Raw genomic sequence first — 25,237 nt, 5'->3', positions numbered from 1 at the left:
TCGTAAGTAGTAAGTAGTAAAGGGGAAAAGTTAAACCCCCGTCACCTTGCGGTGGCGGGGGCTTTTTTTGCCTTGCCGAGGGAACCGTTCAGGCCGCGTGTTTGGCAGCCGTCAACAGCCGGTAACGCTGCATCAGCACCTCATGCGTCTCGACCCTGTTCGGATCCTTGGGAATGCAGGCCACCGGGCAGACCTGCTGGCATTGCGGCTCGTCGAAGTGCCCGACGCACTCGGTGCACTTGTTGGGGTCGATTTCATAGATCTCGGGCCCCATCGAAATGGCTTCGTTCGGGCACTCGGGTTCACAAACGTCGCAGTTGATGCAGTCGTCGGTGATCATCAGCGCCATGGTGTTTCCTTCCTGCGGACACGCCCGCGCCCGACTGGCCGCGAATCGACGTATCTGAATCTGCTATTTTATTCCGGTTTGCCGATTTTCTCTTGCAGCCAGCGTTCCACCGACGGGAACACGAACTTGCTGACGTCGCCGCCCAGCACCGCGATCTCGCGCACGAAGGTGCCGGAGATGAACTGGTACTGGTCGGACGGAGTCAGGAACATGGTTTCCACGTCGGGCAACAGGTAGCGGTTCATGCCCGCCATCTGGAACTCGTACTCGAAGTCGGACACCGCGCGCAGGCCGCGCACGATCACGCGCGCATTGTTCTTGCGCACAAAGTCCTTGAGCAGGCCGGAAAAACCCTCGACGCGCACATTGGGATAGTGCCCGAGCACTTCACGGGCGATGGCGATGCGCTCTTCGAGCGCAAAGAACGGGCGCTTGTTGGGGCTCTGCGCCACGCCGACCACCAGTTCGTCGAAGATATTCGACGCACGGCGGACCAGATCCTCGTGTCCCCGGGTCATTGGATCGAAGGTGCCGGGATAGACCGCGATGACCATACTTCCTCCTTGATCTGCCCGCTGCCGGCCGTATGTGGGCCGCCTCGTTCGCCGGCCGGACCGGCGCGGGTGCTGCGTCGCGAGCGTTGTGACAGCGGCGTAGTGTAACCCTAAATCCGCCACTTGGAAGGCCCCTGACGCTCCCTTTTGCTGCAGCGCACCGTCACCGGGCGCCCCGCTTCAGGGCATAGAGGGCCTTCGTGGAGCCTGATTGGAACCTCAGGCGGCGCCGTTGCCAGGGCTGCGGTGCAAGAGCAGGTGAAAATGCACCGCGCCGGCGCGCGCGTGCCGCACGATCTCAAGCGACGCAGGCACTGGCGCATCGGCACCGGTCAGCGCATGGTCGGTTTCCACATAGACCGCGCCGCCCGGACGCGACAGCCGCGCCGCATGTTCCAGCGCTGGGCCGATCCAGTCCTCGGCAAAGGGCGGGTCCAGGAAGATCACGTCGAAGCTGGCATCGGGCATCTGCGCGGCTACGGCAAAGGCATCGCCCTGCACCACGCGCACCGTGCCGGCGTCGAGCCGGTACTGGTTGTCGCGCAGCTGCTTGGCCACGCGCGCGTTGGACTCCACCAGCGTGACCGCGGCCGCGCCGCGCGACGCGGCCTCGAAGCCAAGTGCGCCCGAGCCTGCGAACAGGTCCAGGCATTCCATGCCGGTCAGGTCCTGGCCGAGCCAGTTGAAGAGCGTCTCGCGCACGCGGTCGGGCGTCGGGCGCAGGCCCTGGGCATCGGGTACGGGCAGCAAGGTGCGCTTCCAGCGTCCGCCAATGATGCGGACTTGAGATGGCGCCTGGCGGGGTGCCGGGCGCGGGGCCGGGGATGCAGTGGGCCGCCCGCCGGTGGCGGGGGTAGCGGTTCGCCCGCCAGGGGCGGGCGATGGCAATCGGGAGCGCGAATTCATCCCGTGATTGTAGAGCCTGCGGGCCGTTCTGCCGCACGCTCGGGTGTGCGGCGGCGCATCGACAAACCGGCCCGATGCGGCGTGGCCGTCACTGCTTGGCTGTGGTGGCTGGCGCGGTCACCGGGCCGCCGACGATCACCGTGGCCATGCCGTCCGGGCGCACATGGCGCTGGAACGCCGCCCTGACCTGCTCGCGCGTGACCTTGCCCACTTGCGCGGTCCAGGTATCCAGGTAGTCCAGCGGCAGCCCGTACCAGCCGATATTGGCCACGTTGGTCAGCAGCTTGCGGTTGTTGTCGATGCGCAGCGGGAAGCCGTTGATCAGATTGTCCTTGGCCGCGCGCAGCTCCTTCTCGGTCGGTCCCTCGGCAACAAAGCGCGCCAGCACCTGGCGCACCAGCGCCAGCGCCTCGTCGGTCTGTGCCTTCTTGGTCTGCAGGCTGATGCCGAACGGCCCGGGCTGCTTGGACGGCGCGAAATAGCTGTCGACGCCGTAGGTCAGGCCGCGCTTCTCCCGCACCTCGTCAGTCAGACGCGAACTGAAGCCGCCGCCGCCCAGCACGTAGTTACCCACCAGCAGCGCGAAATAATCGGGATCGCCGCGTGCGATCGAGGGCTGTCCGATGACCACGCTGGATTGCTGCGCCGGGTGTGGCACGCGCTGTTCGGTGGCGGGGATGTTCAGCTTGACTTGCGGCATCGCCGGCGCGGCAGTGCCCTGCGGCAGCCCGCGCGTAAGCAGTTCGGCGATGGCCTCGGCCTGCTTGCGATCGACGGCGCCAATCAGCGTGACCACCGCGCGCTGCGCGTTGTAGTTGTCGCGCCAGAACTTGACGATGTCGTCGCGCTTGATCGACGCCACGCTGTCCGGCGTCGCCGCCACGCCATAGGGATGGTCGGGGTACATGGCCTTGGCCAGTGCCTTGTCGGCAATCACGCCCGGCTTGGTGTCGGCTTCGCGGATGGCGGTGATCAGGCGCTGCTTCTCGCGGCCGACCACGGCGTCCGGGTAGGTCGGCGCCTTGATCAGCTGGGCCGCCAGCGCGACCGACTGGTCCAGTTCCGGCTGCGCCGTCAACGTGCGCAGGCCGATGCCGCCGCGGTCGCCGCCGGCCGCACCGCCAAAGGCGGCCCCGGTATCGGCAAAGCCGTCGGCGACCTGCGCTTCGTCGCGTGCCGGCTGGCCGTCCTGCGCGGCCGCACCCTTGTCGAGCAGCGCGGCGGTCAGCGTGGCCAGCCCTGCCTTGCCCGGCGGGTCATAGCGGCTGCCGGCGTCGAAGTCGATATTGATGTCGAGCATCGGGATCGACGGGCTGTGCACGAAGAAGACACGCGCGCCGGTGGAGGCGGTCCAGTGCTCGATCGGGATGGCGGCCTGCGCCAGTTGCGCGACCAGCAGCACGGCGGCGCCGAGCGCGGCGCCTGCCAGTTTGCGCAGCGCGCGCTGCGGGGTAGCAAATGCGGTGACGAATTGAGACATCGCCTTTCCTCAGTGGCGCAGGCCCGACGGGGCCTGGGTCTTGGGCTTGTTCGGGTCGATCGGCTGCGGCACCAGCGTGGCCACGGTCAGGTTGTCGTCGCTAAAGTACTTTGCTGCAACGGCCTGCACCTGGGCCGGCGTGACGGCCTTGATCTTGTCAAGCATGCGGTCGATCTGGCGCCAGGAGATATCGGAAATCTCGGAAACGCCGATCTCCATGCCCTGCCCGAACACCGAATCGCGCTTGTAGATCTGGCCGGCCACCACCTGCGCCTTGACGCGCTTGAGCTCTTCAGGCGAGACGCCCTCTTTCGCGATGCGCTGGATCTCGGCGCGCAGCGCACGCTCGATCTCGTCGGTGTTGTGGCCCGCGGCTGGCGTGCCGTCGAGCACGAACAGCGACTCGCCGCGGTTGATGCTGTCGTAACCGACATTGACGTCGTCGGCCAGGCGCTGCTCGCGCACCAGCTCGCGCGTCAGGCGCGCGTTGTCATAGCCGTTGAGAACGGCCGACAGCACCTCCAGCGCGTAGGGATCGACGTCCTTTTCGACATCGCGCAGGCGCGGCACCTTGTAGGCCATCACCATGTACTGGTTCTCGGCCGGTGCCTTGACCCAGATGCGCTTGATGCCCTTCTGCTCCGGCTCTTCCTGGTCCTTGCGCAGCGGCAGCGTGCGCGGCTTGAGCTTGCCATAGTAGCGCTCGGCCAGCGCGCGCACTTCCTCGGCCTTGACGTCGCCGGTGACGATCACCAGCGCGTTGTTGGGCACGTACCAGTGGCGGTACCAGTCCTTGACGTCGTCCACGCGCATATTGACCAGGTCGTCCATCCAGCCGATCACCGGGTGGCGGTAGCCGGCGGCGGTATAGACCGTGGCCAGCAGCTGCTCGTAGACGTTGCCGCGCGCGGAGTCGTCGGTGCGCAGGCGGCGTTCTTCCATCACCACCTTCATCTCGCGCTCGAACTCGTCCTTCCTGATGATGAGGTTGGCCATGCGATCGGCCTCCAGCTCCATCATCCTGGGCAGGTACTGCTTGCCGATCTGCTGGTAGTACATGGTGAAGTCGCGGTTGGTCATGGCGTTCTCGCGCCCGCCCAGTGCGGCGACCTGCTTGGAGAACTCCCCCACCCCGACCTTGGGCGTGCCCTTGAACATCATGTGCTCGAGCATATGCGCCACGCCCGTGGTGCCGCTCACCTCATCGATGCCGCCCACGCGGTACCAGATCTGGTGCGCCACCGTGGGCGCGCGGTGGTCTTCCTTGACGATCAGCCGCAGGCCGTTGGAGAGCCGGTACTCGGTGGTGCCCTGCGCGGTTGCGCCGGCCGGCGCGGTCTGCGTACCCGGCATCGGCGAGGCAACCACGCCCTGCGCCCCGGCCGGCATCGACCAGGGCAGCAACGCCAGCAGCAACGTGGGAATGACACGCCGCGCGAGACGCGCGGCGCGGGCGGGAAGCGATTGGAGTGGTGCGAAGGGCGGTTGTGAGAGGCGTTGAATGCGCGTTTGGGCGCCTTCGGCGCCCGCTGCGGTCAGGACAGCGCAATGGTTCATGCGACCCCGTCTGCTAGAATTTTGCCGATCGATCCATGTGTGCATGCGTGCGCCCACGGATCTGCCATGTAGCGAACTATACGCAATCGCCGGCCGGGACTACAACGGTTTCTCCCCTGCCACCGCGATGCCTGCGTAACTCCTTGATTATTAACCGGTCGCCTGCTGGCATGGCTGCCGCCAGGGTCTCGGCCCCGGTATTGACCCCATTCCCCAATGTTTAGTTTCTGGAAGAAGCGCAAGGCCGAGCCCGCGCCTGTCGAGGCCCCCGCCCCGGCACCCGCTCCGGCCGAGGCGCCTGCGCCCGCCCCAACCCCTGCGCCCGCGCCGGCGCCAATCCCTGCGCCGACACCCGTCCCCGTTCCGGTCCCGACGCCAGTCCCCGCGCAGGTGCCACCACCGGCCCCGGCCCCCGTGGCGGCTCCGATCCCCGCGCCAGCGCCCGCACCCATTCCGGTGCCGGTCCCGACGCCGGCCGAGGCGCTGGAACTGGTCCCACCGCCCGCGCCCACGGCCGAAGCCAGACAGGGCTGGATGCACCGCTTGCGCACGGGACTGTCCAAGACCAGCCGCAACATCGGCACGCTGTTCGTCGGCGTCAAGGTCGACGAGGCGCTGTTCGAGGAGCTGGAAACCGCGCTGCTGATGGCCGATGCCGGCGTTGAAGCCACCGAATACCTGCTGGGCGAGCTGCGCAAGCGGGTCAAGTCCGAGCGCATCGAGTCGGCCGAAGGCGTCAAGGCCGCGCTGCGCGACCTGCTGACGCAGCTGCTGCGCCCGCTGGAAAAGACCATGGCGCTGGGCCGCGAGCAACCGCTGGTGATGATGATCGCGGGTGTCAACGGTGCCGGCAAGACCACCAGCATCGGCAAGCTGTGCAAGCACTTCCAGCGCTACGACCAGAAGGTGCTGCTGGCCGCAGGCGACACCTTCCGCGCCGCCGCGCGCGAGCAGCTGACGATCTGGGGCGAGCGCAACAACGTCACCGTGGTGGCGCAGGAAAGCGGCGACCCGGCCGCGGTGATCTTCGACGCGGTCAACGCGGCCAAGGCGCGGGGCATCGACATCGTGATGGCCGACACCGCCGGCCGCCTGCCGACACAGCTGCACCTGATGGAAGAGCTGAAGAAGGTCAAGCGCGTGATCAGCAAGGCCATGCCGAGCGCGCCGCACGAGGTGTTGCTGGTGATCGACGCCAATACCGGCCAGAACGCCCTGCAGCAAACCCGCGCCTTCGACGACGCGCTGGGCCTGACCGGGCTGATCGTGACCAAGCTCGACGGTACTGCCAAGGGCGGCATCCTGGCGGCGATCGCGCGCCAGCGGCCGGTGCCGGTCTACTTCATCGGCGTGGGCGAGAAGGTGGAGGACCTGCAGCCGTTCAGGGCGGATGAGTTTGCCGAGGCGCTGCTGGGATAATCCCCGCGCACGCGCGGAAAGCAAAGCGCCCCGGCCAGTGCCGGGGCGCTTTGCATTGCAGTCCTGCGACGACTATTCCGCGTCAGGCTGCGACTTCGGCTCCGCCTTCTGGAACGCCGGCAGTTCCATGCAGGCCTCATAGATCTTCGCGATCGCCGGATAGCGGCTCACGTCGACATTGAAGCGCTGCGCGTTGAACACCTGCGGCACCAGGCAGATATCGGCCAGCGTCGGCGTGTCGCCAAAGCAGAAGCGCCCGGCCGTGCCGCCGCGCTCCAAATTGGCCTGCAGCGACTCGAAGCCCAGCTCGATCCAGTGGCGGTACCACCCGTCCTTGACCTCGTCGCTCGCGCCCACGGTGTGCTTCAGGTACTTCAGCACGCGCAGGTTGTTCAGCGGGTGGATCTCGCACGCGATCTCCTGCGCCAGGCCGCGCACGTAGGCACGGTCCAGCGCCGTGCCGGGCAGCAGCTTCGGCTCGGGATGGACTTCGTCCAGGTACTCGACAATCGCCATCGATTGCTGCAGCACGTGGTCGCCGTCGACCAGCGCCGGCACCAGGCCGTCCGGGTTCACCGCACGGAACTCCGGCTTGAGCTGCTGGCCCCCCTCCTTGAGCAGGTGCACCGGCACGTACTCATATGGCAGGCCCTTCAGCTCCAGCGCGATGCGCACGCGGAACGAGGCCGAGCTGCGGAAGTAGCTGTAAAGCTTCAGCATCGGATCAGACTACCTTGATGGTGAGATCGCCCACGCCGCCGACGTGGCATTGCATGACATCGCCCTTGACCACCGGGCCCACGCCCTCGGGCGTGCCGCTGTAGATCAGATCGCCCGGCTGCAGCTCGAACAGCCTGGACAGGTACGACACCATCTCCGGCACCGACCAGATCAGGTCGGACAGGTCGCCGCGCTGCTTCTCGACGCCATTGACTGTCAGCGTGACCTCGCCCTTCTCCGGATGGCCGATGGCCGAGACCGGCACGATCGGGCCGATCGGCGCGGACTGGTCGAAGGCCTTGCCGGTCTCCCAGGGGCGGCCCGTCTTCTTCGATTCGTTCTGCAGGTCGCGGCGGGTCATGTCCAGGCCCACGGCGTAGCCGAACACATGCTCGGCAGCCTTGTCCACCGGGATATCGCGGCCGCCCTTGCCGATGGCGACCACCATCTCCACCTCATAGTGGCAGTTGCCGGTGCCCGGCGGATACGGGAAGGTGCCTTCGGTGCCGTCGGCGACGTAGCTGACCGCGTCGGAGGGCTTGCAGAAGAAGAACGGCGGCTCGCGGTCGGGGTCCGAGCCCATTTCACGGGCATGGGCAGCGTAGTTGCGGCCGACGCAGTACACGCGCCGGACCGGGAAGCTAGCGTTGCTGCCACGCACCGGCACGCCAACGGGAGCCGGCGGGGCGAACACGAATTCGGTCATGCATCTCTCCAGATGTTTTCTGATCAGTACTGCGTCACGGGTTGCAGAGGGCAGCATTGCGGCGTCGCCAGCAGACGCGCCCGGCGCAGCAGGGCAACAGGATACACCGCGCGGGTTGGCCGCGTACAACGGCATACAATGAATCCAGGCATCCTCGCAGCCGAGCCGCACCGGCCTGGCGCAGCGTGACCCACTCTCACCCGGCGCGAATCTTGCATGGCGCACTGCAACAGAGCCTAGCCATGACCCGACGCCATCCGCCCCCCTCGCCCACGCCGAATGCCGCACCAGCCACCTCCACCGGAGGCCGGGTGCTGCGCATCCTTCTCGTGCGCGACCCGCTCGACGCCAATCCGCTGAATGTAGAGACTATTCGCAGCGGCCTGGTCAGCGCGGGCTTTGCCGAGATTCAGATCGTCGACGCCGACCTGCGCCTGCCTGACGTCATCACGGCCACCCAGCCGGACATGCTGATCATCGCCTCGGAATCCGCCGCACGCGACACCATCGAGCACGTCTGCGTGTCGACCCAGCACGCCCCGCGGCCGATCGTACTGTTCACCGACAACGACGACAGCCAGCGCATCAAGGCCGCGCTAACGGCCGGCATCACCGCCTATATCGTCGACGGCCTGCGTGCCGAGCGCGTCAAGACGGTGCTCGACGTGGCCTATGCCCGCTTCGAACTCGACCAGCAGCTGCGCGCCGAGCTCGACGCCACACGCCTCAAGCTGGCCGAGCGCAAGGTGGTCGAGCGCGCCAAGGGCCTGCTGATGCAGGCGCGCGGCATCACCGAGGACGAAGCCTATAAGCGCCTGCGCAGCATGGCGATGGAGCGTGGACTGAAGCTGGTGGATGCCGCACAGCGCGTGATCGACGTGATGGGCTGATTCGCCAGCCCGCAGTGCGCGGCCGCACGGGGCTGGTGCATTGCACGATCCTGGCGCCGCTGAAGCGGTGCCTTCCCTTCCCGCTGTCTCCCTCTCACTCCCCCTGATACGGCGGTGTCGATCACGCACGCACCGCGTTCGGACATTCCTCACCAAATCGCGTCCCGCAGCAACCTCGCCGCCACAATCACGCCCGCAAATGTTGCACTGCACAGGCTGGCACACGCCTTGCGTTATGCAGGTATCGGCCAACGGCGGCCGATCGACAATTTCGGCGGACACGGCCAACGCGGGCCGCGTCACGCCACGGACAACGGCGTCCCTGCGCCGCAACGGTCTTCTGGAGAAGCCGGCTGCGGAAGGGGACGCTTTTTTCTTTTTTTTTGGAGCCATGCAATGCCCTCTCGCCTCAGGATTACCAAGCCGCTGCACGCAGCCGTCCACGTTTCCGACGCTACTGCCGATGCAGTGCCGGCCAGCAGCGGCCGCCGCCGTGTGCTCGCCACCATTGCAGGCGCCAGCGTGATGACGCTGGTCGACCCGCTGGTGCGCGCCGGGGCGTGGGCAGCGGGCTCCGACGCACCGGAGAAGACCGATGTGCGCATCGGCTTTATCCCGCTGACCGACTGCGCCTCCGTGGTGATGGCGTCCACGCTCGGCATCGACAAGAAATACGGCATCAAGATCACGCCGACCAAGGAAGCCTCCTGGGCCGGCGTGCGCGACAAGCTGGTCAACGGCGAGCTCGATGCCGCGCACGTGCTGTATGGCCTGATCTACGGCGTGCAGCTCGGCATTGGCGGCCCCAAGAAAGACATGGCGGTGCTGATGAACCTGAACAACAACGGCCAGGCCATCACGCTGTCGTCCAAGCTGGCGGAAAAGGGCGTCAAGGACGGTGCCAGCCTGAAGGCGCTGATGATGAAGGAGAAGCGCGACTACACCTTCGCCCAGACCTTCCCCACCGGCACGCACGCGATGTGGCTGTACTACTGGCTGGCGGCCAACGGCATCAACCCGATGCAGGACGCCAAGGCCATCACCGTGCCGCCGCCGCAGATGGTGGCCAACATGCGCGTGGGCAACATGGACGGCTTCTGCGTGGGCGAGCCCTGGGGCGCGCGCGCCATCGCCGACAAGATCGGCTTCACCGCCGAGACCACGCAGGCGATCTGGAAGAACCACCCGGAGAAAACGCTCGGCACCACCGCGGACTTCGTGCAGAAGCACCCCAACACCGCGCGCGCCATGGTGGCCGCGATACTGGAGGCGTCCAAGTACATCGACGCGTCGGCCTCCAACCGCCGCAAGACCGCCGAGACCATCGCCGCCAAGTCCTACGTCAACACCGACATGGACATCATCCTGGACCGCATGCTTGGCCGCTACAACAACGGCCTGGGCAAGACCTGGGACGACCCCGACGCGATGAAGTTCTACCAGGACGGCAGCGCCAACTACCCGTATCTGTCCGACGGCATGTGGTTCCTGACCCAGCACAAGCGCTGGGGCCTGCTGAAGGAGCATCCGGACTACCTCGCGGTGGCGAAACAGGTGAACCGCATCGACGTCTACAAGCAGGCCGCCGCCGCGGCGCAGGTGCCGCTGCCCAAGAGCGACTTCCGCACTGCCAAGCTGATCGACGGCGTGGTCTGGGATGCCAAGGACCCGAAGGCCTACGCCGATGGCTTCAAGATCAAGGCCTGACGAAGTTCGGGCCGCCACTTCCCCACTGATCCGCAGTGCCCCTGACAAAAAGGAGCCAGACGTGAATGCCATCGCCCATACCGCGCCCAAAGGCGCAACCGCGGCCACTGCGGCCGATCCCGACATCAAGGAACGGGCCCGCCGGCGCGAGCAGGAACTCGCCGCGCAGGAACGGCGCGCGCAGCGCCGCGACGCGCTCGGCGCGCTGGTGCTGAAAACCGTGCCGCCGGTACTGGGCTTCGCCCTGTTCGTGCTGGCCTGGCATGGCATCGCCACGCTGATCCCGGCCATCCCCACGCCGGGTGCGACGTGGAACGCCGCAGTGCCGCTGTTTGCCGACCCGTTCTACCGCAACGGGCCCAATGACCAGGGCATCGGCTGGAACGTGCTGGCGTCGCTGGCGCGCGTGGCCGCAGGCTTCGGCCTCGCGGCGGTGATCGGCATCCCGGCCGGCTTCCTGATCGGGCGCTTCGCCTTTCTGAACGCGATGACCGCCCCGGTGATCAGCCTGCTGCGCCCGGTCTCACCGCTGGCGTGGCTGCCGATCGGGCTGCTCCTGTTCAAGGCTGCCAACCCGGCCGCGATCTGGGCGATCTTTATCTGCTCGATCTGGCCGATGGTGATCAACACCGCGGTCGGCGTCACGCGCGTGCCGCAGGACTACCTGAACGTGGCGCGCGTGCTGGATCTGTCGGAGTGGAAGGTCTTCACCCGCGTGCTGTTCCCGGCGGTGCTGCCGTACATGCTGACCGGCGTGCGGCTGTCGATCGGCACCGCGTGGCTGGTGATCGTCGCGGCCGAGATGCTGACCGGCGGCACCGGCATCGGCTTCTGGCTGTGGGACGAGTGGAACAACCTGAAGGTCGAGCACATCGTGATCGCGATCTTCGTGATCGGCATCATCGGGCTGCTGCTCGAGCACGCGCTGCTGGCGCTGGCCCGGCGCTTCAGCTACGGCACCAACTGATACGCGGGGAGAAACGCCATGGAAAAGTTCGTCAGCATCGAGAACGTCGGACAGACCTTCAAGACGCGCAAGGGGCCGTTCGTGGCACTGCGCGATATCAACCTGCATATCGCCGAGGGCGAGTTCATTACGCTGATCGGCCATTCCGGCTGCGGCAAGTCCACGCTGTTGAACCTGATCGCGGGCCTGGCCATGCCGACCACCGGCGCGCTGATCTGCGCCGGGCGCGAGATCGCCGGCCCGGGGCCGGAACGCGCGGTGGTATTCCAGAACCATTCGCTGCTACCGTGGCTGACATGCTTCGAGAACGTCTACCTGGGCGTGGAGCGCGTGTTCGCCGCCAGCGAAAGCAAGGCGCAACTGAAAGCGCGCACGCACGACACGCTGTCGCTGGTGGGCCTGACGCATGCCGAGAACAAGTACCCGCACGAGATCTCCGGCGGCATGAAGCAACGGGTGGGCATTGCCCGCGCGCTGGCGATGGCGCCCAAGGTGCTGCTGATGGACGAGCCCTTCGGCGCGCTCGATGCGCTCACCCGCGCGCACCTGCAGGACGAACTGATCAAGATCGTCGCGCGCACGCAGAGCACGGTGGTGATGGTGACCCACGATGTCGACGAGGCCGTGCTGCTGGCCGACCGCATCGTGATGATGACCAATGGCCCCGCCGCGACCATCGGTGAGATCCTGAAGGTGGACCTGCCGCGCCCGCGCGACCGCGTCGCGCTGGCCGACGACAAGAGCTACCACGCTTGCCGCACCGCGGTACTGGATTTCCTCTACCGCAAGCAGCGCAATCCGGCGCTGCGGGAGGCGGCCTAGGCTCGCCCGACCGCCGCACCCATCGGCGGCGATGGGCGCGGCGGCCCTGCTCCGCTATCATGAACCCAGAACAGACTCCTACCCCCCGCCGCCATGACCACGCCTGCCGCCACGCTTGCCGCACCCTTCCCTGCCGCCCGCTATATCAAGGAGATCGGCCGCGGCGTCAACGGCGCCCGCGCGCTGCCGCGCGAGGATGCCCAGGCCTTGTTCGACGCCATGCTGGCCGGGCGCGTATCCGACGTCGAACTCGGCGCCGTGCTGATGGCCTACCGCATCAAGGGCGAGGCGCCGCACGAACTCGCCGGCATGCTCGAGGCCGCCCATGCGCACTGCGAGCCGCTGCCCGGGCCGCCGGACCGGCAGGTGGTGGTGATCCCCAGCTACAACGGCGCGCGCAAGCAGCCCAACCTGGTGCCGCTGCTGGCGCTGCTGCTGGCGCATGAAGGCATCCCCGTGCTGGTGCATGGCTCGCGCGAGTTCAACGGCCGCGTGACCAGCATGACGCTGTTCGCGGCGCTGGGCGTTCCCCTGTGCGGCACCACGGCCGAGGCTTCGGCGCTGCTGCGCGATGGCACCGACCACGGGCCGCTGGCGGTGCTGCCGGTCGACGTGCTGTCGCCCGGCCTGTCGCAGCTGCTGGACCGGCGCACCGTGATCGGGCTGCGCAATTCCTCGCACACGGTCGCCAAGATGCTGCAACCGGTGGGCGAGCACTCCCCCGCCGAAGGGCTGCGGCTGTACAGCTATACGCACCCGGAATACCGCGAGACGCTGACCGACTACTTCTCGAACGAACCCGCCAACGTGCTGCTGGCACGCGGGACCGAAGGCGAAGTGGTGGCCGATGCGCGCCGCAACAGCCGCATCGACTGGCTGCATGAAGGGCACCAGCAGACGCTGGTCGATCCTGTCGGGGGCTCGCTGGCTGAAGTGCCGGAGCTGCCACCCGGCAGCGATGTCGATCAGACCGCGGCCTGGATCCGGCGCGTGCTGGATGGCGCCGTGCCGGTACCGGCGCCGATCGCCACGCAGATCGAGGCGATCCGGGAATGCCTGCGGCAGGGCACCCGGGTGACCTGGGCCAGCCCGGTCTGAGCCGGCCCCTTTCCTTCCCTTAAGGCTTGCGCGGCGGCAGCGGGATGCGCTCGTTCTCGTCTCCCGGCACCCGTGGGAACTGGTCATCCTCCCAGCGCCTGGCGGCGGCCTCGATCGCTTCCTTGCTGCTCGCGACGAAATTCCAGTAGATAAAGCGGCGGCCGTCGGTCGGATCGCCGCCCAGCAGCATCACGCGCGACGGCGCCGTGGCCAGCAGCGTGGCGCTCTGGCCGGGCGTCAGCACCACCATGTGTTCCGCCGGCAGCGGCTCGCCGTCCAGCGTGACGGCGCCGTCCACCGGGTAGATGCCACGCTGGGCATGCTCGGCCGGGATTTCCACGCTGGCGCCCGCGTCCAGTTCGATCGCCACATACAGCGTGCGCCTGAACACCTTGACGGGCGAGGTCTTGCCGAATGCATCGCCGGCGATCACGGTCATGCGCACGCCGGGCCGCTCGATGCGTGGCAGGGTCTCGGCCGGATGGTGGAAGAACGACGGCTCGTCGGTTTCATGCGATTGCGGCAGCGCCACCCAGGTCTGGATGCCGTGCAGCCGCGCGCCCGCCGCGCGCACATGGTCCGGCGAACGCTCGGAGTGCACGATGCCGTGGCCGGCGGTCATCCAGTTGACGTCGCCCGGACGGATCGCCTGCTCGCTGCCCAGGCTGTCGCGGTGGATGATCTCGCCCTCGAACATATAGGTAACGGTGGCCAGGCCGATATGCGGATGGGGGCGCACATCGGCTCCCTCCCCGGGCGGCAGTTGCACCGGCCCCATATGGTCGAAGAAAATAAACGGCCCTACCGTCTGGGTTGCCGCTGCAGGCAGCAGCCGCCGTACGGTGAAATCGCCCAGGTCGCGCACATGCGGCTTGAGCAAGTGTTCGATAGCAGACATAACTTCTCCGGTGGAATAAGAGAGGCTCGCAAGCATGCCAGCGTGGCGCCGCTTGCGTCGAGTGTAGCCGCTGGTGCAACAAATCATTCCACCAGCGGGCAGAACCGGCGGGGCACGCTTTGCTCTAATACTGAGTGCGCCCTGCTGCGAGTATCCCCGACGGCGCTTGATTGCGAAATAGCTATCCAATATGCTATGACAATCGTCGGGAACTATCGCAACAGTCAGGACTCCAATTAGCACTCACCCGGCCTGAGTGCTAAGATGCGTTGCAGTGCCGCCGCCCATCCCAAGAGAAGGTGCGCGGCGCACCGGCAACCGAACCGCCGGATGCGAAAGGAGCCATTGAGTGAACGCAGTCTTGTCTGCTGACCAAAATCTGACCCCCAGCCGTCTGCCGACGGCCCCGAAGCACGGGGGTAGCCTGGCGCTGACCTTCCCGGCCACGCTGGGCAATCTCGACAGCTATATCCAGGCTGTCCACCGAATTCCGCTGTTGACCGCGGAGGAAGAGCAGCGCCTGGCGCGCGAACTCCGCGACCACGATTCCGTTGACGCGGCCCGCCGCCTGGTGATGTCCCACCTGCGCCTGGTCGTGTCGATCGCCCGCCAGTACCTGGGCTACGGCCTGCCGCACGCCGACCTGATCCAGGAAGGCAATATCGGCCTGATGAAGGCGGTCAAGCGCTTCGACCCCGACCAGGGCGTGCGCCTGGTGTCGTACGCGATGCACTGGATCAAGGCCGAAATCCACGAGTACGTGCTGAAGAACTGGCGCATGGTCAAGGTGGCGACCACCAAGGCCCAGCGCAAGCTGTTCTTCAACCTGCGCAGCCACAAGCAGGGCTCGCACACGTTCACGCCGGAGCAGGTCGAGGCGGTGGCGCGCGAGCTGAACGTCAAGCCCGAAGAAGTGATGGAGATGGAAACCCGCCTGTCGGGCGGCGACCTGGCGCTGGAAGGCCAGATCGACGACGGCGAGGAGGAATTCGCCCCCATCGCCTACCTGGCGGACAACCATAACGAGCCCACGCGCGTGATGGAAGCCAAGCGCCACGACCGCATGCAGGTCGAAGGCCTGGAAGAAGCGCTGGCCAAGCTGGACGAGCGCAGCCGCCGCATCATCGAGGCGCGCTGGCTGAACGTCGAGGACGACGGCTCGGGCGGCGCCACGCTGCATGAGCTGGCCGCCGAGTTCGGCGTCTCGGCCGAGCGCATCCGCCAGATCGAGGCCGCGGCAATGAAGAAGATGAAGGGCGCGCTGCAGGCCTTTGCCTGATCCCGCTGCCCCGCCAGAAGCAAAAAGGCCGGTCCACTGGACCGGCCTTTTTGTTTGCCTGCTGGGCGCGGCTGCGGCGTTATGCCGCACCCCGGGGCATCAGGACAGCAGCTGTTTCAGGTCGTGCGCGATCGGTTCCGGGCCCTGGCCGTGGCGGATAAACAGGCGCAGGCGGCCATCCGGGTCGAATACATAGCTGCCGGCGGAATGATCCACCGTGTAGTTGTTCGGCGACGAGCCCGGCACCTTGGCGTAGAACACCTTGAAGTCCTTGGTCACCTTCTGCAACGCGGCTTCGTCGGCCGGGCGCAGGCCCAGGAAGCGCGGATCGAAGGCAGGCACGTACTGGGCCAGCAGCGCCTGCGTGTCGCGCTCCGGGTCGACCGTCACGAACAGCACCTGCACGCGGTCGGCGTCTGGGCCCATCTTCTCCATCACGGCCTTGAGCTCGGCCATGGTGGTCGGGCACACGTCCGGGCAATGGGTGTAGCCGAAGAACATCACCACCGCCTTGCCTTTGAAGTCGGCGATATGGCGCACCTTGCCGGTATGGTCGGTCAGCGAGAAGTCCTTGCCGAAGTCGGCGGCACCGCTGATGTCGACATTGCGGAACGATGCCTTCTGCTGCCCGCAGGCGGCCACGGCCAGCGCAAGCACGGCCAGCAGGGAGAAGCGGCGGAAGGCGGAAAACAGGCCGGAGGCAGGACTGGGGCGGGGCATGCGGCGGGAACCGGTCAGGGGGTGGGAGGGAACCAGCGGCGCCGGAGGCGCGCGGCGACAGCTTGCAGTATCGCCGATCGCACCGCCGCGCTGCGCCGGCCGCGACAAGATGACGCAGCCGAGCAGCCAGTTGGCGCAGGTCAGACCTGCGGAACGAACTTGAAGTAGTGATCGACCAGCAACGCCGCGAACAGCAGCGACAGGTACAGGATCGAGAAGCGGAAGGTGCGCTGCGCCAGTTCGTCCGAGTAGTTGCGGTACATCTTCCAGGCGTAGGCCAGGAAGCCGGCGCCCAGCGCCAGCGCGGCCGCCAGGTAGATGTAGCCGCTCATGCCGTAGACGAACGGCAGCAGCGTCGCGGCGATCATGACCAGCGTGTACAGCAGGATATGCAGCAGCGTGTAGCGCTCACCGTGCGTGATCGGCAGCATCGGCAGGCCAGACTTGGCGTAATCGGCGCGGCGGTACAGCGCCAGCGCCCAGAAGTGCGGCGGCGTCCAGGTGAAGATGATCAGCACCAGGAACCAGGCCTCGGCCGGCACCTCGCCTGCCACCGCGGCCCAGCCCAGCGCCGGCGGCATCGCCCCGGACAGCCCGCCGATCACGATGTTCTGCGGCGTGGCCGGCTTGAGCAGGATGGTGTAGACCACCGCGTAGCCCAGGAAGGTAGCGAAGGTCAGCCACATGGTCAGGTCGTTGGCGAACTCGTGCAGCAGCCACATGCCCGCGCCGCCGAGGATGGCGGAGAACACCAGCGTCTGCGGCGTTGTGATCTCGCCGGTGGCGGACGGGCGCCAGGCCGTGCGGCGCATCAGCGCATCGATCTTCTGCTCGACCAGGCAATTGATGGCAAACGCGGCGCCGGCCAGCAGCCAGATGCCGGCGGCACCGCCGATCAGCACGCGCCACGGCACCATGCCAGGCGTGGCCAGGAACATGCCGATGATGGCGCAGAACACCGCCAGCTGCGTCACGCGGGGCTTGGTCAGGGCGGCATATTGGCGGGCAAGGTGCCGTATCCGGCTCAGCTTGCCCAGTGAATGGGTATGTGTAGCGGTAACCACGGAAGGGGTCTTGTCTTTCATGTGGCGCGGGCGGCGTTCGGCACGGGGGCAGGAGCGCGGGCGGCCCGGGTCGCGAGCCCTATATTGTAGTGGAGGCGGACGAGCAGCAGCAGGAGCACCGCCGCCCCGCCGTTGTGCGCGACCGCGGCCACCAGGGGCCAGTCGAACACGATATTGGACATCCCGGTCGCCAGTTGCAGCACCAGCGTGCCGAGCAGCCAGCCGGCGGCGCGGTCCAGCCCTTCGAGCCGGCGCGCGCGCAGCCCGAACCACGCCAGGTAGCCGAGCACGATAAAAGCGAAGCCGCGGTGCACCCAGTGGATCGCCACCAGCGCCGCGTGCGGGATGTAGTCGCCGTCGGCGGTCATGCCCAGCTGGCGCCACAGCGTGAAGCCGTGCGCGAAGTCCATCTCCGGCACCAGCTGGCCGTTGCACAGCGGGAAGTCGGTGCAGGCCAGCACCGCGTAGTTGGTGCTGACCCAGCCGCCCAGGAAGATCTGGATCACCAGCAGCAGCAGGCCGATGCGCACCGGCCATCGCAGCCGCGCGGCCTGCGGCGCGACCGGGTGCGGCGGATCGTTGCGCGAGCCCAGCCAGATCAACGCCGCCAGCAGGCTCATGCCCAGCATCAGGTGCGTGACCACGATGATCGGCTGCAGCTTCATGGTCACGGTAAAGGCGCCGAACGCGCCCTGCACACACACCAGCAGCAGCACGCCGGTGGCGAACCACGGCGACTGCTTCAGCTCGCGCCGCTTGACCCACGCCAACACCATCAGCGCGATGATCAGCACGCCGACCGCCATGGCGAAATAGCGGTGGATCATCTCGATCCACGCCTTCACCAGCGTCACCGGTCCGCTGGGCAGCGCGGTCTCGGCCGCGCGGATCGGCTCCATCGCCGAGTGCGGGTTGGAGTGGCCGTAGCAGCCGGGCCAGTCCGGGCAGCCCAGGCCGGAGTCGGTCAGCCGCGTGAAGCTGCCGAACATGATCAGGTCCAGCGTCAGGAATGCGGTGATCCAGACCAGCTTGCGGTATTTGTTGCGATCGCCCTTGACCAGCACGTAGCACAGGGGCAGCAGCGCGATCAGGATGCCGATAATGGCCAGTTGCAGCAGCATGCCGTCTCCCTCAACCGATGCGCGAGACCTTGAGCAGCTTCTTCAGGTCGCCGCTCATCTTCTTGGGGTCCGGGTCCTGCGGGAAGCGCATCATCAGGTTGCCGAGCGGGTCGACCAGGAAGATCGTGTCCTCGGCGCGCTTTCCGGTCTCGGCCGGCAGCCACTGCTGCGCGGCCTGGCGGTCGATGCGCAGGAAGCGCACGCCGGCATAGGGCTCGTTGTAGGCGGCGCTGAGGCGTTCGTCGACCTTGCCCTCGTCGGTGATCAGCCACACCGGCACGATGCGCTCGCGGTCCTGCCCCTGGCCGGCGCGTATCTGGCGGATGGTAAAGAGCTTTTTGGCGCAGGCCTCGTCGCAGGCCGACGGATCGGAAGTCACCAGCAGCCATTTGCCGCGGAACTGCTCCAGCGGCACGGCCTGACCGCGCTCGTCGGTGACGCGCACCGGCGGCATTGGCCGCTGCGGGTCGACCAGCGCGCCGTAGTTGGTGGCGCCACCGCGCGGCTTGATGACGTAGTAGGTGAAATACGAGGCAATCACCGGCGAGGCGCACACCAGCAGCAGCATCAGCATCTGGAAGCGGCCGCGGCGCGTGCGCGCGTCGATGCGGGGATCCGGCGGCGTAGCCGTGACGGCCGGAGCCGGAGCGGAGTCTTGCTGTGCCATGGGTACGTCTGTCCTTTGTTTCGGCAAGCGCACGCCCCGGAGAAGGCGCGTGCGGTCAGTTCATTCGGTTCGGGGTGTGGTCGAGCCCGCCGCCGGCCGGCGCGCGCGGCGCCAGCCGAATACGACCACCAGCACCACCGTCAGCACGGCCAGCCCGAACCACTGGAAGGCGTAGCCGTAGTGCCGGTCTGCGCCCAGGTCGGCCGGGGCCCAGTCGCGCGCCAGACCGTCGCCGGTATCGCTGCGCTGCTCGACCACCAGCGGATGCAGAGCCAGTCCGGTTTCGGCGGCATACGCCGCAATTTCCACGTTCTGGCGGATCTTGCTGCCGGCCTCGGCGCTGGCCGGCTGGCCCAGGCTATAGACCCGCGGCACGGCCGCCAATGCCGTGCCCTCGATGGTCACCTCCCCCTCGGGCGTCGGGAACGGCGCGATCCGGGTGCGGTCCTGCGCGTCGCGCGGCAGCCAGCCGCGTAGCACCAGCACCGCTTGCATGGCGCCCCGATCACTTGCAGGGGCGTTGATGCGCAGCGGCGTCAGCACCAGGAAGCCGGCGCGGCTGTCGCTGCCATTGCCGTGGGGGCGATTATCCAGCAATACGGTGCGCGCTGTGTCGAAACGCCCCGTCACGCGCACGGTGCGGTCCGTCACAACTTGTGACAGCGGCGCCGGGCCCAGCACCACCGGCGGCTGTGCCGCCAGCGCCTGCAGCCGCGCGGCGCGGCCTTCTTTCTCATGCGCGCGATTGAGCTGCCAGTTGCCGAGCGCGCAGGTGATGGCGACCACCACCAGCGCGGCGGCCAGTGGCAGCGGGCTGAAGATACGGCGTGCCGTCATCGCCCGGTCATGCCCGTCAGCGCCGCGCGCGCGAGGCCGGTGCGATAATGGGCGCTTCCGATGCCCATCGCGGCTACCCCAACGAGACCGCGGCCCGATCCGCAGCCAACCTGCCCCGCCATGCGCTTTGTCATCATCGTCGCCTTTGTCCTGATCATTGCCAGCCTGGCTTCCGCCCTGTTCTTCATGATGCGCGACCGCGGCAAGACGCCCAACATGATGCGCTCGCTGATGCTGCGCGTGGGCTTTTCGGTGGCGCTGTTCCTGTTCATCCTGTTCTCGAACTGGATGGGCTGGATCCACAGCACGGGCATCCGCATGACGCCCTGAAACACCCGGGACGCAAAAGACAAACGCCGCAGGCTGGTCGACCCCCTGCGGCGTTTCTCTTTTACGTCGGCGCCGGCGGCCCCGGTCGGGGCCCTGCCGGCGGGTACAGCAGCGTAACTTACAGCCAGTACACCACGACGTAGAGCAACAGCCACACCACGTCAACGAAGTGCCAGTACCAGGCTGCGCCTTCGAACGCGAAGTGGTTCTCCGGCGTGAAATGGCCCTTGAGCACGCGGCCCAGCACCACCGCCAGCATGATCGCGCCCATGGTCACGTGGAAGCCGTGGAAGCCGGTCAGCAGGAAAAAGGTCGAACCGTAGATGCCCGAGGTCAGCTTCAGGTTCAGATCGCCGTAGGCGTGCATGTACTCGTACACCTGCAGGCACATGAAGATCGCGCCCAGCAGGATGGTCAGCACCATGCCCTGGATCAGCTGGCTGCGCTTGCCGGCCAGCAGCGCGTGGTGCGCCCAGGTCAGCGTCACGCCGGACATCAGCAGCAGCGCGGTGTTGATGGTCGGGATCGGCCACGGACCCATGGTCTGGAACGACTCCACCACGCCGGCCGGCCCGAGGTTGGGCCACACCGCGGCAAAGTCGGGCCACAGGATCTTGTTGTTCAGGTCGCCCAGCCACGGCATGGCAATGGCGCGGGCGTAGAACAGCGCGCCGAAGAAGGCGGCAAAGAACATCACTTCGGAGAAGATGAACCAGCCCATCGACCAGCGGAACGACAAGTCGATGTTCTTGCCGTACAGGCCGCCTTCGGACTCGCTGATGGCGTCGCCGAACCAGCTCTTGAGCACGAACAGAAACCACAGCAGGCCGAAGCCGCACACGTACGGCGCCCAGGGCTGCCCGTTTACCCAACCGGAGGCGCCCGCGCCCGTCAGCAGCAGGCCGAAGCTCGCCGTGATCGGGTGGCGCGACGGGCCCGGTATGAAGTAGTACGGAGCGTTTGCGCGATTCGCACTCATTCTTTTATCTCCAGCTCAGAGTCTTTGATTCGGTATTCGTTATCCGCGCTTCGGCGCTCCGGGCCGCCCGCCTCCTCTGGGCCGGCCGCGCCGCTGCGGCTGTTTTTTTCTGCGACTGCCTGCGACTGCTTTTGTTGTCTACCCTTCCTGCCCTGCTACCCCGCCGCCTGGCTCACCACCATGCGCACGATGACGACCAGCACCGCGATGAAGATGGCCGCCGCGATCACCCCGGCGATGACTACGTGCACCGGGTTCAGCCTGGCCATGTCGCGCTCGTGCTCCGCGCCCTTGCGCAGGCCGATGAACGACCACAGCACCGCGCGCATGGTCTGCGCGAACGACATCTTGCGCTTGACCGCGTCCTTCATCTCATCCATCGCCCGTCCTCCGCAACGCCGGCATGCCGCGCCGGCCGGCTTCAGATGCCCTTGCCTGCCGGCGCCGGCTGCGGCGCCAGCAGGCCCTCGGGCGCCTGCGCCACCGGCGTGCCCACCTCGAAGAAGGTGTACGACAGCGTAATGTTCTTCACATCCTTGGGCAGCGCGGGATCGATCACGAACACCACCGGCATCTCGCGCGCCTCTTTTGCCTTGAGCGTCTGCTGCTTGAAGCAGAAGCACTCCAGCTTCATGAAATACTGGGTCGCCTGCTTGGGCGCGTAGCTCGGGATCGCCTGCGCCGAGATATCGCGCGGCTGCCCGTTGGCAACTTCATAGACGATCGTCGCCATCTCGCCAGGATGCACTTCCATGCTGTTCTTCACCGGCCGGAAGGCGAAAGGCCCGCGCGCATTGGAGTCGAACTCCACCGTGATGGTGCGGCTCTTGTCGACCTGCGTGTTCTTCACCGCGCCGTGCAGCTCGCGCGTGGTGATCACGTTGATGCCGGTGATCTCGCAGATCTTCTTGTACAGCGGCACCAGCGCATAGCCGAAGCCGAACATCACGGCCACGATCACGACCAGCCGCAGCATCATGCCGCGGTTGAACCGCTTGTCTGCTTCCCTGCCCTGCTGGTCGATGCTCATCTCGCTATCCTGCAGCTACCCGGCCACTTCAGCCAAGGAACACCATCTTGGCGAAGAACCCCAAAAAGAAAACCACCACGATCGACAGCAGGATCAGGCCAAGGCGCCGGTTGGCGGCTTTCTGGTCCGGGTGTGATGGGTTTTTGTCTGGAGCCTGCATCATTTGCTTACCTGCTGGCGCGGGAGGCGGACGCTGCCGCCTCCCGCTGCCTGATTACGCTGGTGCCGCTTCAGCGGACCTGCGGGGGCACTTCAAAGGTGTGGAACGGCGCCGGCGACGGCACGGTCCACTCCAGGCCCTCGGCACCTTCCCACGGCTTGTCCGCGGCCTTCTCGCCGCCACGGTACGACGGCAGCACCACGAAGAAGAAGAAATACACCTGCATCAGGCCGAAGCCCAGCGCACCGAGCGACGCGATCGCGTTGAAATCCGCGAACTGGGTCGGGTAGTCGGCATAGCGGCGCGGCATGCCGGCCAGGCCCAGGAAGTGCATCGGGAAGAAGGTCACGTTGAAGAAGATCAGCGAACCCCAGAAGTGGATCTGGCCGCGGGTCTCGTTGTACATGAACCCGCTCCACTTCGGACCCCAGTAGTAGAAGCCCGCGAACAGCGCGAACAGCGAGCCGGCCACCAGCACATAGTGGAAGTGCGCCACGATGAAGTAGGTGTCCTGCAGCTGGATGTCGATCGGAGCCACCGCCGGCATCAGGCCGGTGAAGCCGCCGATGGTGAACACGAAGATAAAGCCGATCGCGAACAGCATCGGGGTCTCGAACGTCATCGAGCCACGCCACATGGTGGCGATCCAGTTGAAGATCTTCACGGCCGTCGGCACCGCGATCAGCATGGTCGCGTACATGAAGAACAGCTGGCCGGTCACCGGCATGCCGGTCGTGAACATGTGGTGGGCCCACACGATAAACGACAGGATGGCGATCGAGGCGGTGGCGTACACCATCGAGCTGTAGCCGAACAGGCGCTTGCGCGAGAACGCCGGCACCACGTGCGAGACGATCCCGAACGCCGGCAGGATCATGATGTAAACCTCGGGGTGGCCGAAGAACCAGAAGATATGCTGGTACATCACCGGGTCGCCGCCGCCGGCGGCCGAGAAGAAGCTCGTGCCGAAGTGGCGGTCGGTCAGCACCATGGTGATGGCGCCGGCCAGCACGGGCATCACGGCGATCAGCAGGTAGGCGGTGATCAGCCAGGTCCAGCAGAACATCGGCATCCTCATCAGCGTCATGCCGGGGGCACGCATGTTGAGGATGGTCACGATGATGTTGATCGAGCCCATGATCGACGACGCGCCCATGATGTGCATGGCGAAGATGGCCATGTCCATGCCCGGGCCCATCTGCACCGACAGCGGCGCGTACAGGGTCCAGCCGGCGGCGGTGGCGCCGCCCGGGGCGAAGAACGAGCCGGCCAGCAGCAGCGCGGCGGGCGGCAGCAGCCAGAAGCTGAAGTTGTTCATGCGCGCGAACGCCATGTCGGACGCGCCGACCTGCAGCGGGATCATCCAGTTCGCAAAGCCCACGAAGGCCGGCATGATCGCGCCGAACACCATCACCAGCCCGTGCATGGTGGTGAACTGGTTGAACAGCTCGGGGCGGAAGAACTGCAGGCCGGGCTCGAACAGCTCCAGGCGGATCAGCAGCGCCAGCACGCCACCGGACAGCAGCATGATGAACGAGAACAGCAGGTACAGCGTGCCGATGTCCTTGTGGTTGGTGGCGAACAGCCAGCGGCGCCAGCCATGCGGGTGATCGTGCGCGTGGTCGTCATGCGCATGATCGTGCGGATGGGCGAGCGCGTCCGGGGTAGCAGTACTCATCGCAAATGCTCCTCTAATCCTGTTCTGTCTTCAGCGGGTCAGCCCGCGACGCGGTCGCCCGCGAGGCTGGCCTGCTTGTCTGCAGGCTTGGCTTCGGCCTTGGGAGCCGCGCCGCCTGCCGCGCCGCCGCCTTCCGGGAACTTGCCCGCGCGGGCACCCACGAAGTCGCTCGGCTGGATCACTTCACCCGTCTTGTTGCTCCAGGCGTTGCGCGTATAGGTCATCACCGTGGCCAGCTCTGTATCCGAGAGCTGCTTCCACGAGGGCATGCCGCCCTTGCCTTCGAGCAGGATGTGCATCTGGCCGGCCTTGGGGCCGTTGACCAGCTTGGCGCCGTCCAGCGCCGGGAACGCGCCGCCGCCCTTGCCGTTGGGCTGGTGGCAGACCGCGCAGTTGGCGGCGTAGATCTTCTCGCCGCGCACCTTCGACTCGTCCAGCGTCCAGGTCTTGTTGGGGTCGTCGGCCTTGGCCGCCAGCTCCTTCTTCTTGCCGTCGACCCACTTGGTGTAGTCGGCATCGGACACCACGCGCACCACGATCGGCATGAAGGCGTGTTCCTTGCCGCACAGCTCGGCGCACTGGCCGCGGTACACGCCGACCTTCTCAGCCTTGAACCAGGTGTCGCGCACAAAGCCCGGGATCGCATCCTGCTTGACACCGAAGGCCGGAACCATCCAGGCGTGGATCACGTCGTTGGCGGTGGTGACGATGCGGATCTTCTTGTTGACCGGCACGACCAGCTCGTTGTCCACCTCCATCAGGTAGGTGTTGGACTTGGGCTGCTCGTTGTTGATCTGCTCGCGCGGGGTGGTCAGGGTCGACACGAAGGAAATGCCTTCGCCCTGGCCCTTCAGGTAGTCATAGCCCCACTTCCACTGGTAGCCGGTGGCCTTGATGGTGATGTCGGAGTTGGTGGTGTCCTTCATCGCCACCACGGTCTTGGTGGCCGGCAGGGCCATCGCGATCACGATCAGGAACGGGACGATGGTCCAGACCACTTCCACCGTGATGCTCTCGTGGAAGGAAGCCGGCTTGGAGCCCTTGGCCTTGCGGTGCGTGAAGATGGAATAGAACATCACGGCGAACACCGCGACGAAGATCACCGTGCAGATGATCAGCATCATCCAGTTCAGCCAGTGAATCTGTTCGGCGATCTTGGTAACCGGCTCGGTCAGGTTGAGCTGGCGCACGGCGGGGCCGCCCGGCATGTCGCTCACCGCGGACGCCGCCTGGCTGGCAAGCAGGGACACACCTGCCAGACAAACTGCGGATGCCTTCTTCCACATTTTCATTTGTTAT

Annotated in this window: 27 protein-coding genes; 8 read left to right on the top strand and 19 right to left on the bottom strand. The window is 66.6% G+C overall.

All coding sequences use genetic code 11. The annotated features are described in order from the left end of the window. Nucleotides 1-88: 88 nt before the first annotated feature. The 5 genes from ABNX08_RS01710 to ABNX08_RS01690 all read right to left on the bottom strand — a co-directional run bounded on the left by ABNX08_RS01710 (nt 89) and on the right by ABNX08_RS01690 (nt 4,846). Nucleotides 89-349: a YfhL family 4Fe-4S dicluster ferredoxin gene (locus ABNX08_RS01710; RefSeq protein WP_010814370.1), complete on the bottom strand. Its 261-nt coding sequence runs from the start codon at nt 347-349 to the stop codon at nt 89-91. A 68-nt stretch (nt 350-417) separates the two neighbouring features. Continuing rightward, nucleotides 418-903, bottom strand: coding sequence for a pantetheine-phosphate adenylyltransferase (coaD, locus tag ABNX08_RS01705; protein ID WP_022533441.1), 486 nt, complete (start codon nt 901-903; stop codon nt 418-420). A 219-nt stretch (nt 904-1,122) separates the two neighbouring features. Beyond that, the gene (gene rsmD, locus ABNX08_RS01700; RefSeq protein WP_022533440.1) at nt 1,123-1,809 is read right to left on the bottom strand and encodes a 16S rRNA (guanine(966)-N(2))-methyltransferase RsmD; all 687 of its coding nucleotides are present in this window, start codon (nt 1,807-1,809) and stop codon (nt 1,123-1,125) included. Between the two features lie 88 nt (nt 1,810-1,897). Further along, nucleotides 1,898-3,289 carry a pitrilysin family protein gene (locus ABNX08_RS01695; protein ID WP_349605440.1) on the bottom strand — a complete coding sequence of 464 codons (1,392 nt, stop codon included), beginning with the start codon at nt 3,287-3,289 and terminating at the stop codon, nt 1,898-1,900. Nucleotides 3,290-3,298: 9 nt separating this feature from the next. After that, nucleotides 3,299-4,846 carry a pitrilysin family protein gene (locus ABNX08_RS01690; protein WP_022533438.1) on the bottom strand — a complete coding sequence of 516 codons (1,548 nt, stop codon included), beginning with the start codon at nt 4,844-4,846 and terminating at the stop codon, nt 3,299-3,301. Nucleotides 4,847-5,062: 216 nt separating this feature from the next. Here ABNX08_RS01690 and ftsY point away from each other — a divergent pair, with 216 nt between their 5' ends. Next, nucleotides 5,063-6,265 (top strand): signal recognition particle-docking protein FtsY, encoded by a 1,203-nt coding sequence (gene ftsY / locus ABNX08_RS01685; protein WP_349605439.1) that lies wholly within the window; start codon nt 5,063-5,065, stop codon nt 6,263-6,265. A gap of 72 nt (nt 6,266-6,337) precedes the next feature. On the opposite strand, the gene maiA is transcribed toward ftsY, so the two are convergent. Together maiA and ABNX08_RS01675 are read right to left on the bottom strand one after the other, a co-directional pair. Then, a complete protein-coding gene (gene maiA, locus ABNX08_RS01680) occupies nt 6,338-6,985 on the bottom strand; it encodes a maleylacetoacetate isomerase (RefSeq protein ID WP_022533436.1) in 648 nt (215 codons plus the stop codon). Between the two features lie 4 nt (nt 6,986-6,989). After that, nucleotides 6,990-7,691, bottom strand: a complete 702-nt coding sequence (locus tag ABNX08_RS01675) for a fumarylacetoacetate hydrolase family protein (RefSeq protein ID WP_022533435.1) — start codon at nt 7,689-7,691, stop codon at nt 6,990-6,992. Between the two features lie 242 nt (nt 7,692-7,933). Here ABNX08_RS01675 and ABNX08_RS01670 point away from each other — a divergent pair, with 242 nt between their 5' ends. From ABNX08_RS01670 to ybiB, 5 genes are all read left to right on the top strand, one after another. Continuing rightward, nucleotides 7,934-8,581, top strand: coding sequence for an ANTAR domain-containing protein (locus ABNX08_RS01670; protein ID WP_349605437.1), 648 nt, complete (start codon nt 7,934-7,936; stop codon nt 8,579-8,581). Between the two features lie 396 nt (nt 8,582-8,977). Continuing rightward, nucleotides 8,978-10,288 carry a CmpA/NrtA family ABC transporter substrate-binding protein gene (locus tag ABNX08_RS01665; protein ID WP_022533433.1) on the top strand — a complete coding sequence of 437 codons (1,311 nt, stop codon included), beginning with the start codon at nt 8,978-8,980 and terminating at the stop codon, nt 10,286-10,288. Between the two features lie 61 nt (nt 10,289-10,349). Beyond that, nucleotides 10,350-11,255 (top strand): nitrate ABC transporter permease, encoded by a 906-nt coding sequence (gene ntrB, locus ABNX08_RS01660; RefSeq protein WP_022533432.1) that lies wholly within the window; start codon nt 10,350-10,352, stop codon nt 11,253-11,255. A gap of 18 nt (nt 11,256-11,273) precedes the next feature. After that, nucleotides 11,274-12,077 carry an ABC transporter ATP-binding protein gene (locus tag ABNX08_RS01655; protein ID WP_022533431.1) on the top strand — a complete coding sequence of 268 codons (804 nt, stop codon included), beginning with the start codon at nt 11,274-11,276 and terminating at the stop codon, nt 12,075-12,077. A 93-nt stretch (nt 12,078-12,170) separates the two neighbouring features. Then, nucleotides 12,171-13,175 carry a DNA-binding protein YbiB gene (gene ybiB / locus ABNX08_RS01650; RefSeq protein ID WP_022533430.1) on the top strand — a complete coding sequence of 335 codons (1,005 nt, stop codon included), beginning with the start codon at nt 12,171-12,173 and terminating at the stop codon, nt 13,173-13,175. A gap of 19 nt (nt 13,176-13,194) precedes the next feature. Here ybiB and ABNX08_RS01645 read toward each other — a convergent pair whose 3' ends face one another. Continuing rightward, on the bottom strand, nt 13,195-14,073 hold the full coding sequence (locus ABNX08_RS01645) for a pirin family protein (protein WP_349605434.1): 879 nt from the start codon (nt 14,071-14,073) through the stop codon (nt 13,195-13,197). Nucleotides 14,074-14,422: 349 nt separating this feature from the next. On the opposite strand from ABNX08_RS01645, the gene rpoH reads away from it, so the two are divergent. Further along, nucleotides 14,423-15,352: an RNA polymerase sigma factor RpoH gene (gene rpoH / locus ABNX08_RS01640; RefSeq protein ID WP_022533428.1), complete on the top strand. Its 930-nt coding sequence runs from the start codon at nt 14,423-14,425 to the stop codon at nt 15,350-15,352. Between the two features lie 99 nt (nt 15,353-15,451). Here rpoH and ABNX08_RS01635 read toward each other — a convergent pair whose 3' ends face one another. From ABNX08_RS01635 to ABNX08_RS01615, 5 genes are all read right to left on the bottom strand, one after another. Next, on the bottom strand, nt 15,452-16,072 hold the full coding sequence (locus ABNX08_RS01635) for an SCO family protein (protein ID WP_041681223.1): 621 nt from the start codon (nt 16,070-16,072) through the stop codon (nt 15,452-15,454). A gap of 140 nt (nt 16,073-16,212) precedes the next feature. Further along, nucleotides 16,213-17,157 (bottom strand): heme o synthase, encoded by a 945-nt coding sequence (gene cyoE / locus ABNX08_RS01630; RefSeq protein ID WP_022533426.1) that lies wholly within the window; start codon nt 17,155-17,157, stop codon nt 16,213-16,215. Beyond that, nucleotides 17,154-18,257 (bottom strand): heme A synthase, encoded by a 1,104-nt coding sequence (locus ABNX08_RS01625; protein ID WP_022533425.1) that lies wholly within the window; start codon nt 18,255-18,257, stop codon nt 17,154-17,156. The genes cyoE and ABNX08_RS01625 overlap by 4 nt, the downstream gene beginning before the upstream one ends. A 10-nt stretch (nt 18,258-18,267) precedes the next feature. Beyond that, nucleotides 18,268-18,924, bottom strand: a complete 657-nt coding sequence (locus ABNX08_RS01620) for a cytochrome c oxidase subunit I (RefSeq protein ID WP_022533424.1) — start codon at nt 18,922-18,924, stop codon at nt 18,268-18,270. Between the two features lie 60 nt (nt 18,925-18,984). After that, nucleotides 18,985-19,761 carry an SURF1 family protein gene (locus ABNX08_RS01615; protein WP_022533423.1) on the bottom strand — a complete coding sequence of 259 codons (777 nt, stop codon included), beginning with the start codon at nt 19,759-19,761 and terminating at the stop codon, nt 18,985-18,987. 120 nt (nt 19,762-19,881) lie between these two features. Between ABNX08_RS01615 and ABNX08_RS01610 the strand changes: the two genes are divergently transcribed. Then, nucleotides 19,882-20,091, top strand: coding sequence for a twin transmembrane helix small protein (locus ABNX08_RS01610; RefSeq protein ID WP_022533422.1), 210 nt, complete (start codon nt 19,882-19,884; stop codon nt 20,089-20,091). A 118-nt stretch (nt 20,092-20,209) separates the two neighbouring features. Here ABNX08_RS01610 and ABNX08_RS01605 read toward each other — a convergent pair whose 3' ends face one another. From ABNX08_RS01605 to coxB, 6 genes are all read right to left on the bottom strand, one after another. Further along, nucleotides 20,210-21,070: a cytochrome c oxidase subunit 3 gene (locus ABNX08_RS01605; protein ID WP_022533421.1), complete on the bottom strand. Its 861-nt coding sequence runs from the start codon at nt 21,068-21,070 to the stop codon at nt 20,210-20,212. 155 nt (nt 21,071-21,225) lie between these two features. Then, entirely contained in the window at nt 21,226-21,450 is a 225-nt protein-coding gene (locus ABNX08_RS01600; RefSeq protein ID WP_022533420.1) for a DUF2970 domain-containing protein, read from the bottom strand. A gap of 41 nt (nt 21,451-21,491) precedes the next feature. Then, complete coding sequence (locus tag ABNX08_RS01595) at nt 21,492-22,100, bottom strand: cytochrome c oxidase assembly protein (protein ID WP_349605433.1); 609 nt, start codon at nt 22,098-22,100, stop codon at nt 21,492-21,494. A gap of 28 nt (nt 22,101-22,128) precedes the next feature. Then, nucleotides 22,129-22,260: a cytochrome oxidase small assembly protein gene (locus ABNX08_RS01590; RefSeq protein ID WP_230626368.1), complete on the bottom strand. Its 132-nt coding sequence runs from the start codon at nt 22,258-22,260 to the stop codon at nt 22,129-22,131. A 70-nt stretch (nt 22,261-22,330) separates the two neighbouring features. Next, nucleotides 22,331-23,938 carry a cytochrome c oxidase subunit I gene (gene ctaD, locus ABNX08_RS01585; RefSeq protein ID WP_022533417.1) on the bottom strand — a complete coding sequence of 536 codons (1,608 nt, stop codon included), beginning with the start codon at nt 23,936-23,938 and terminating at the stop codon, nt 22,331-22,333. A 38-nt stretch (nt 23,939-23,976) separates the two neighbouring features. Then, on the bottom strand, nt 23,977-25,230 hold the full coding sequence (coxB, locus tag ABNX08_RS01580; RefSeq protein WP_349605432.1) for a cytochrome c oxidase subunit II: 1,254 nt from the start codon (nt 25,228-25,230) through the stop codon (nt 23,977-23,979). Between the last annotated feature and the right edge of the window lie 7 nt (nt 25,231-25,237).

It is taken from the genome of Cupriavidus sp. DF5525 (assembly GCF_040149425.2).
GTDB classification, from domain to species: domain Bacteria; phylum Pseudomonadota; class Gammaproteobacteria; order Burkholderiales; family Burkholderiaceae; genus Cupriavidus; species Cupriavidus pickettii_A.
Note: the sequence above shows the minus strand (reverse complement) of the source record. Positions and strands in the feature narration are given on the sequence as shown.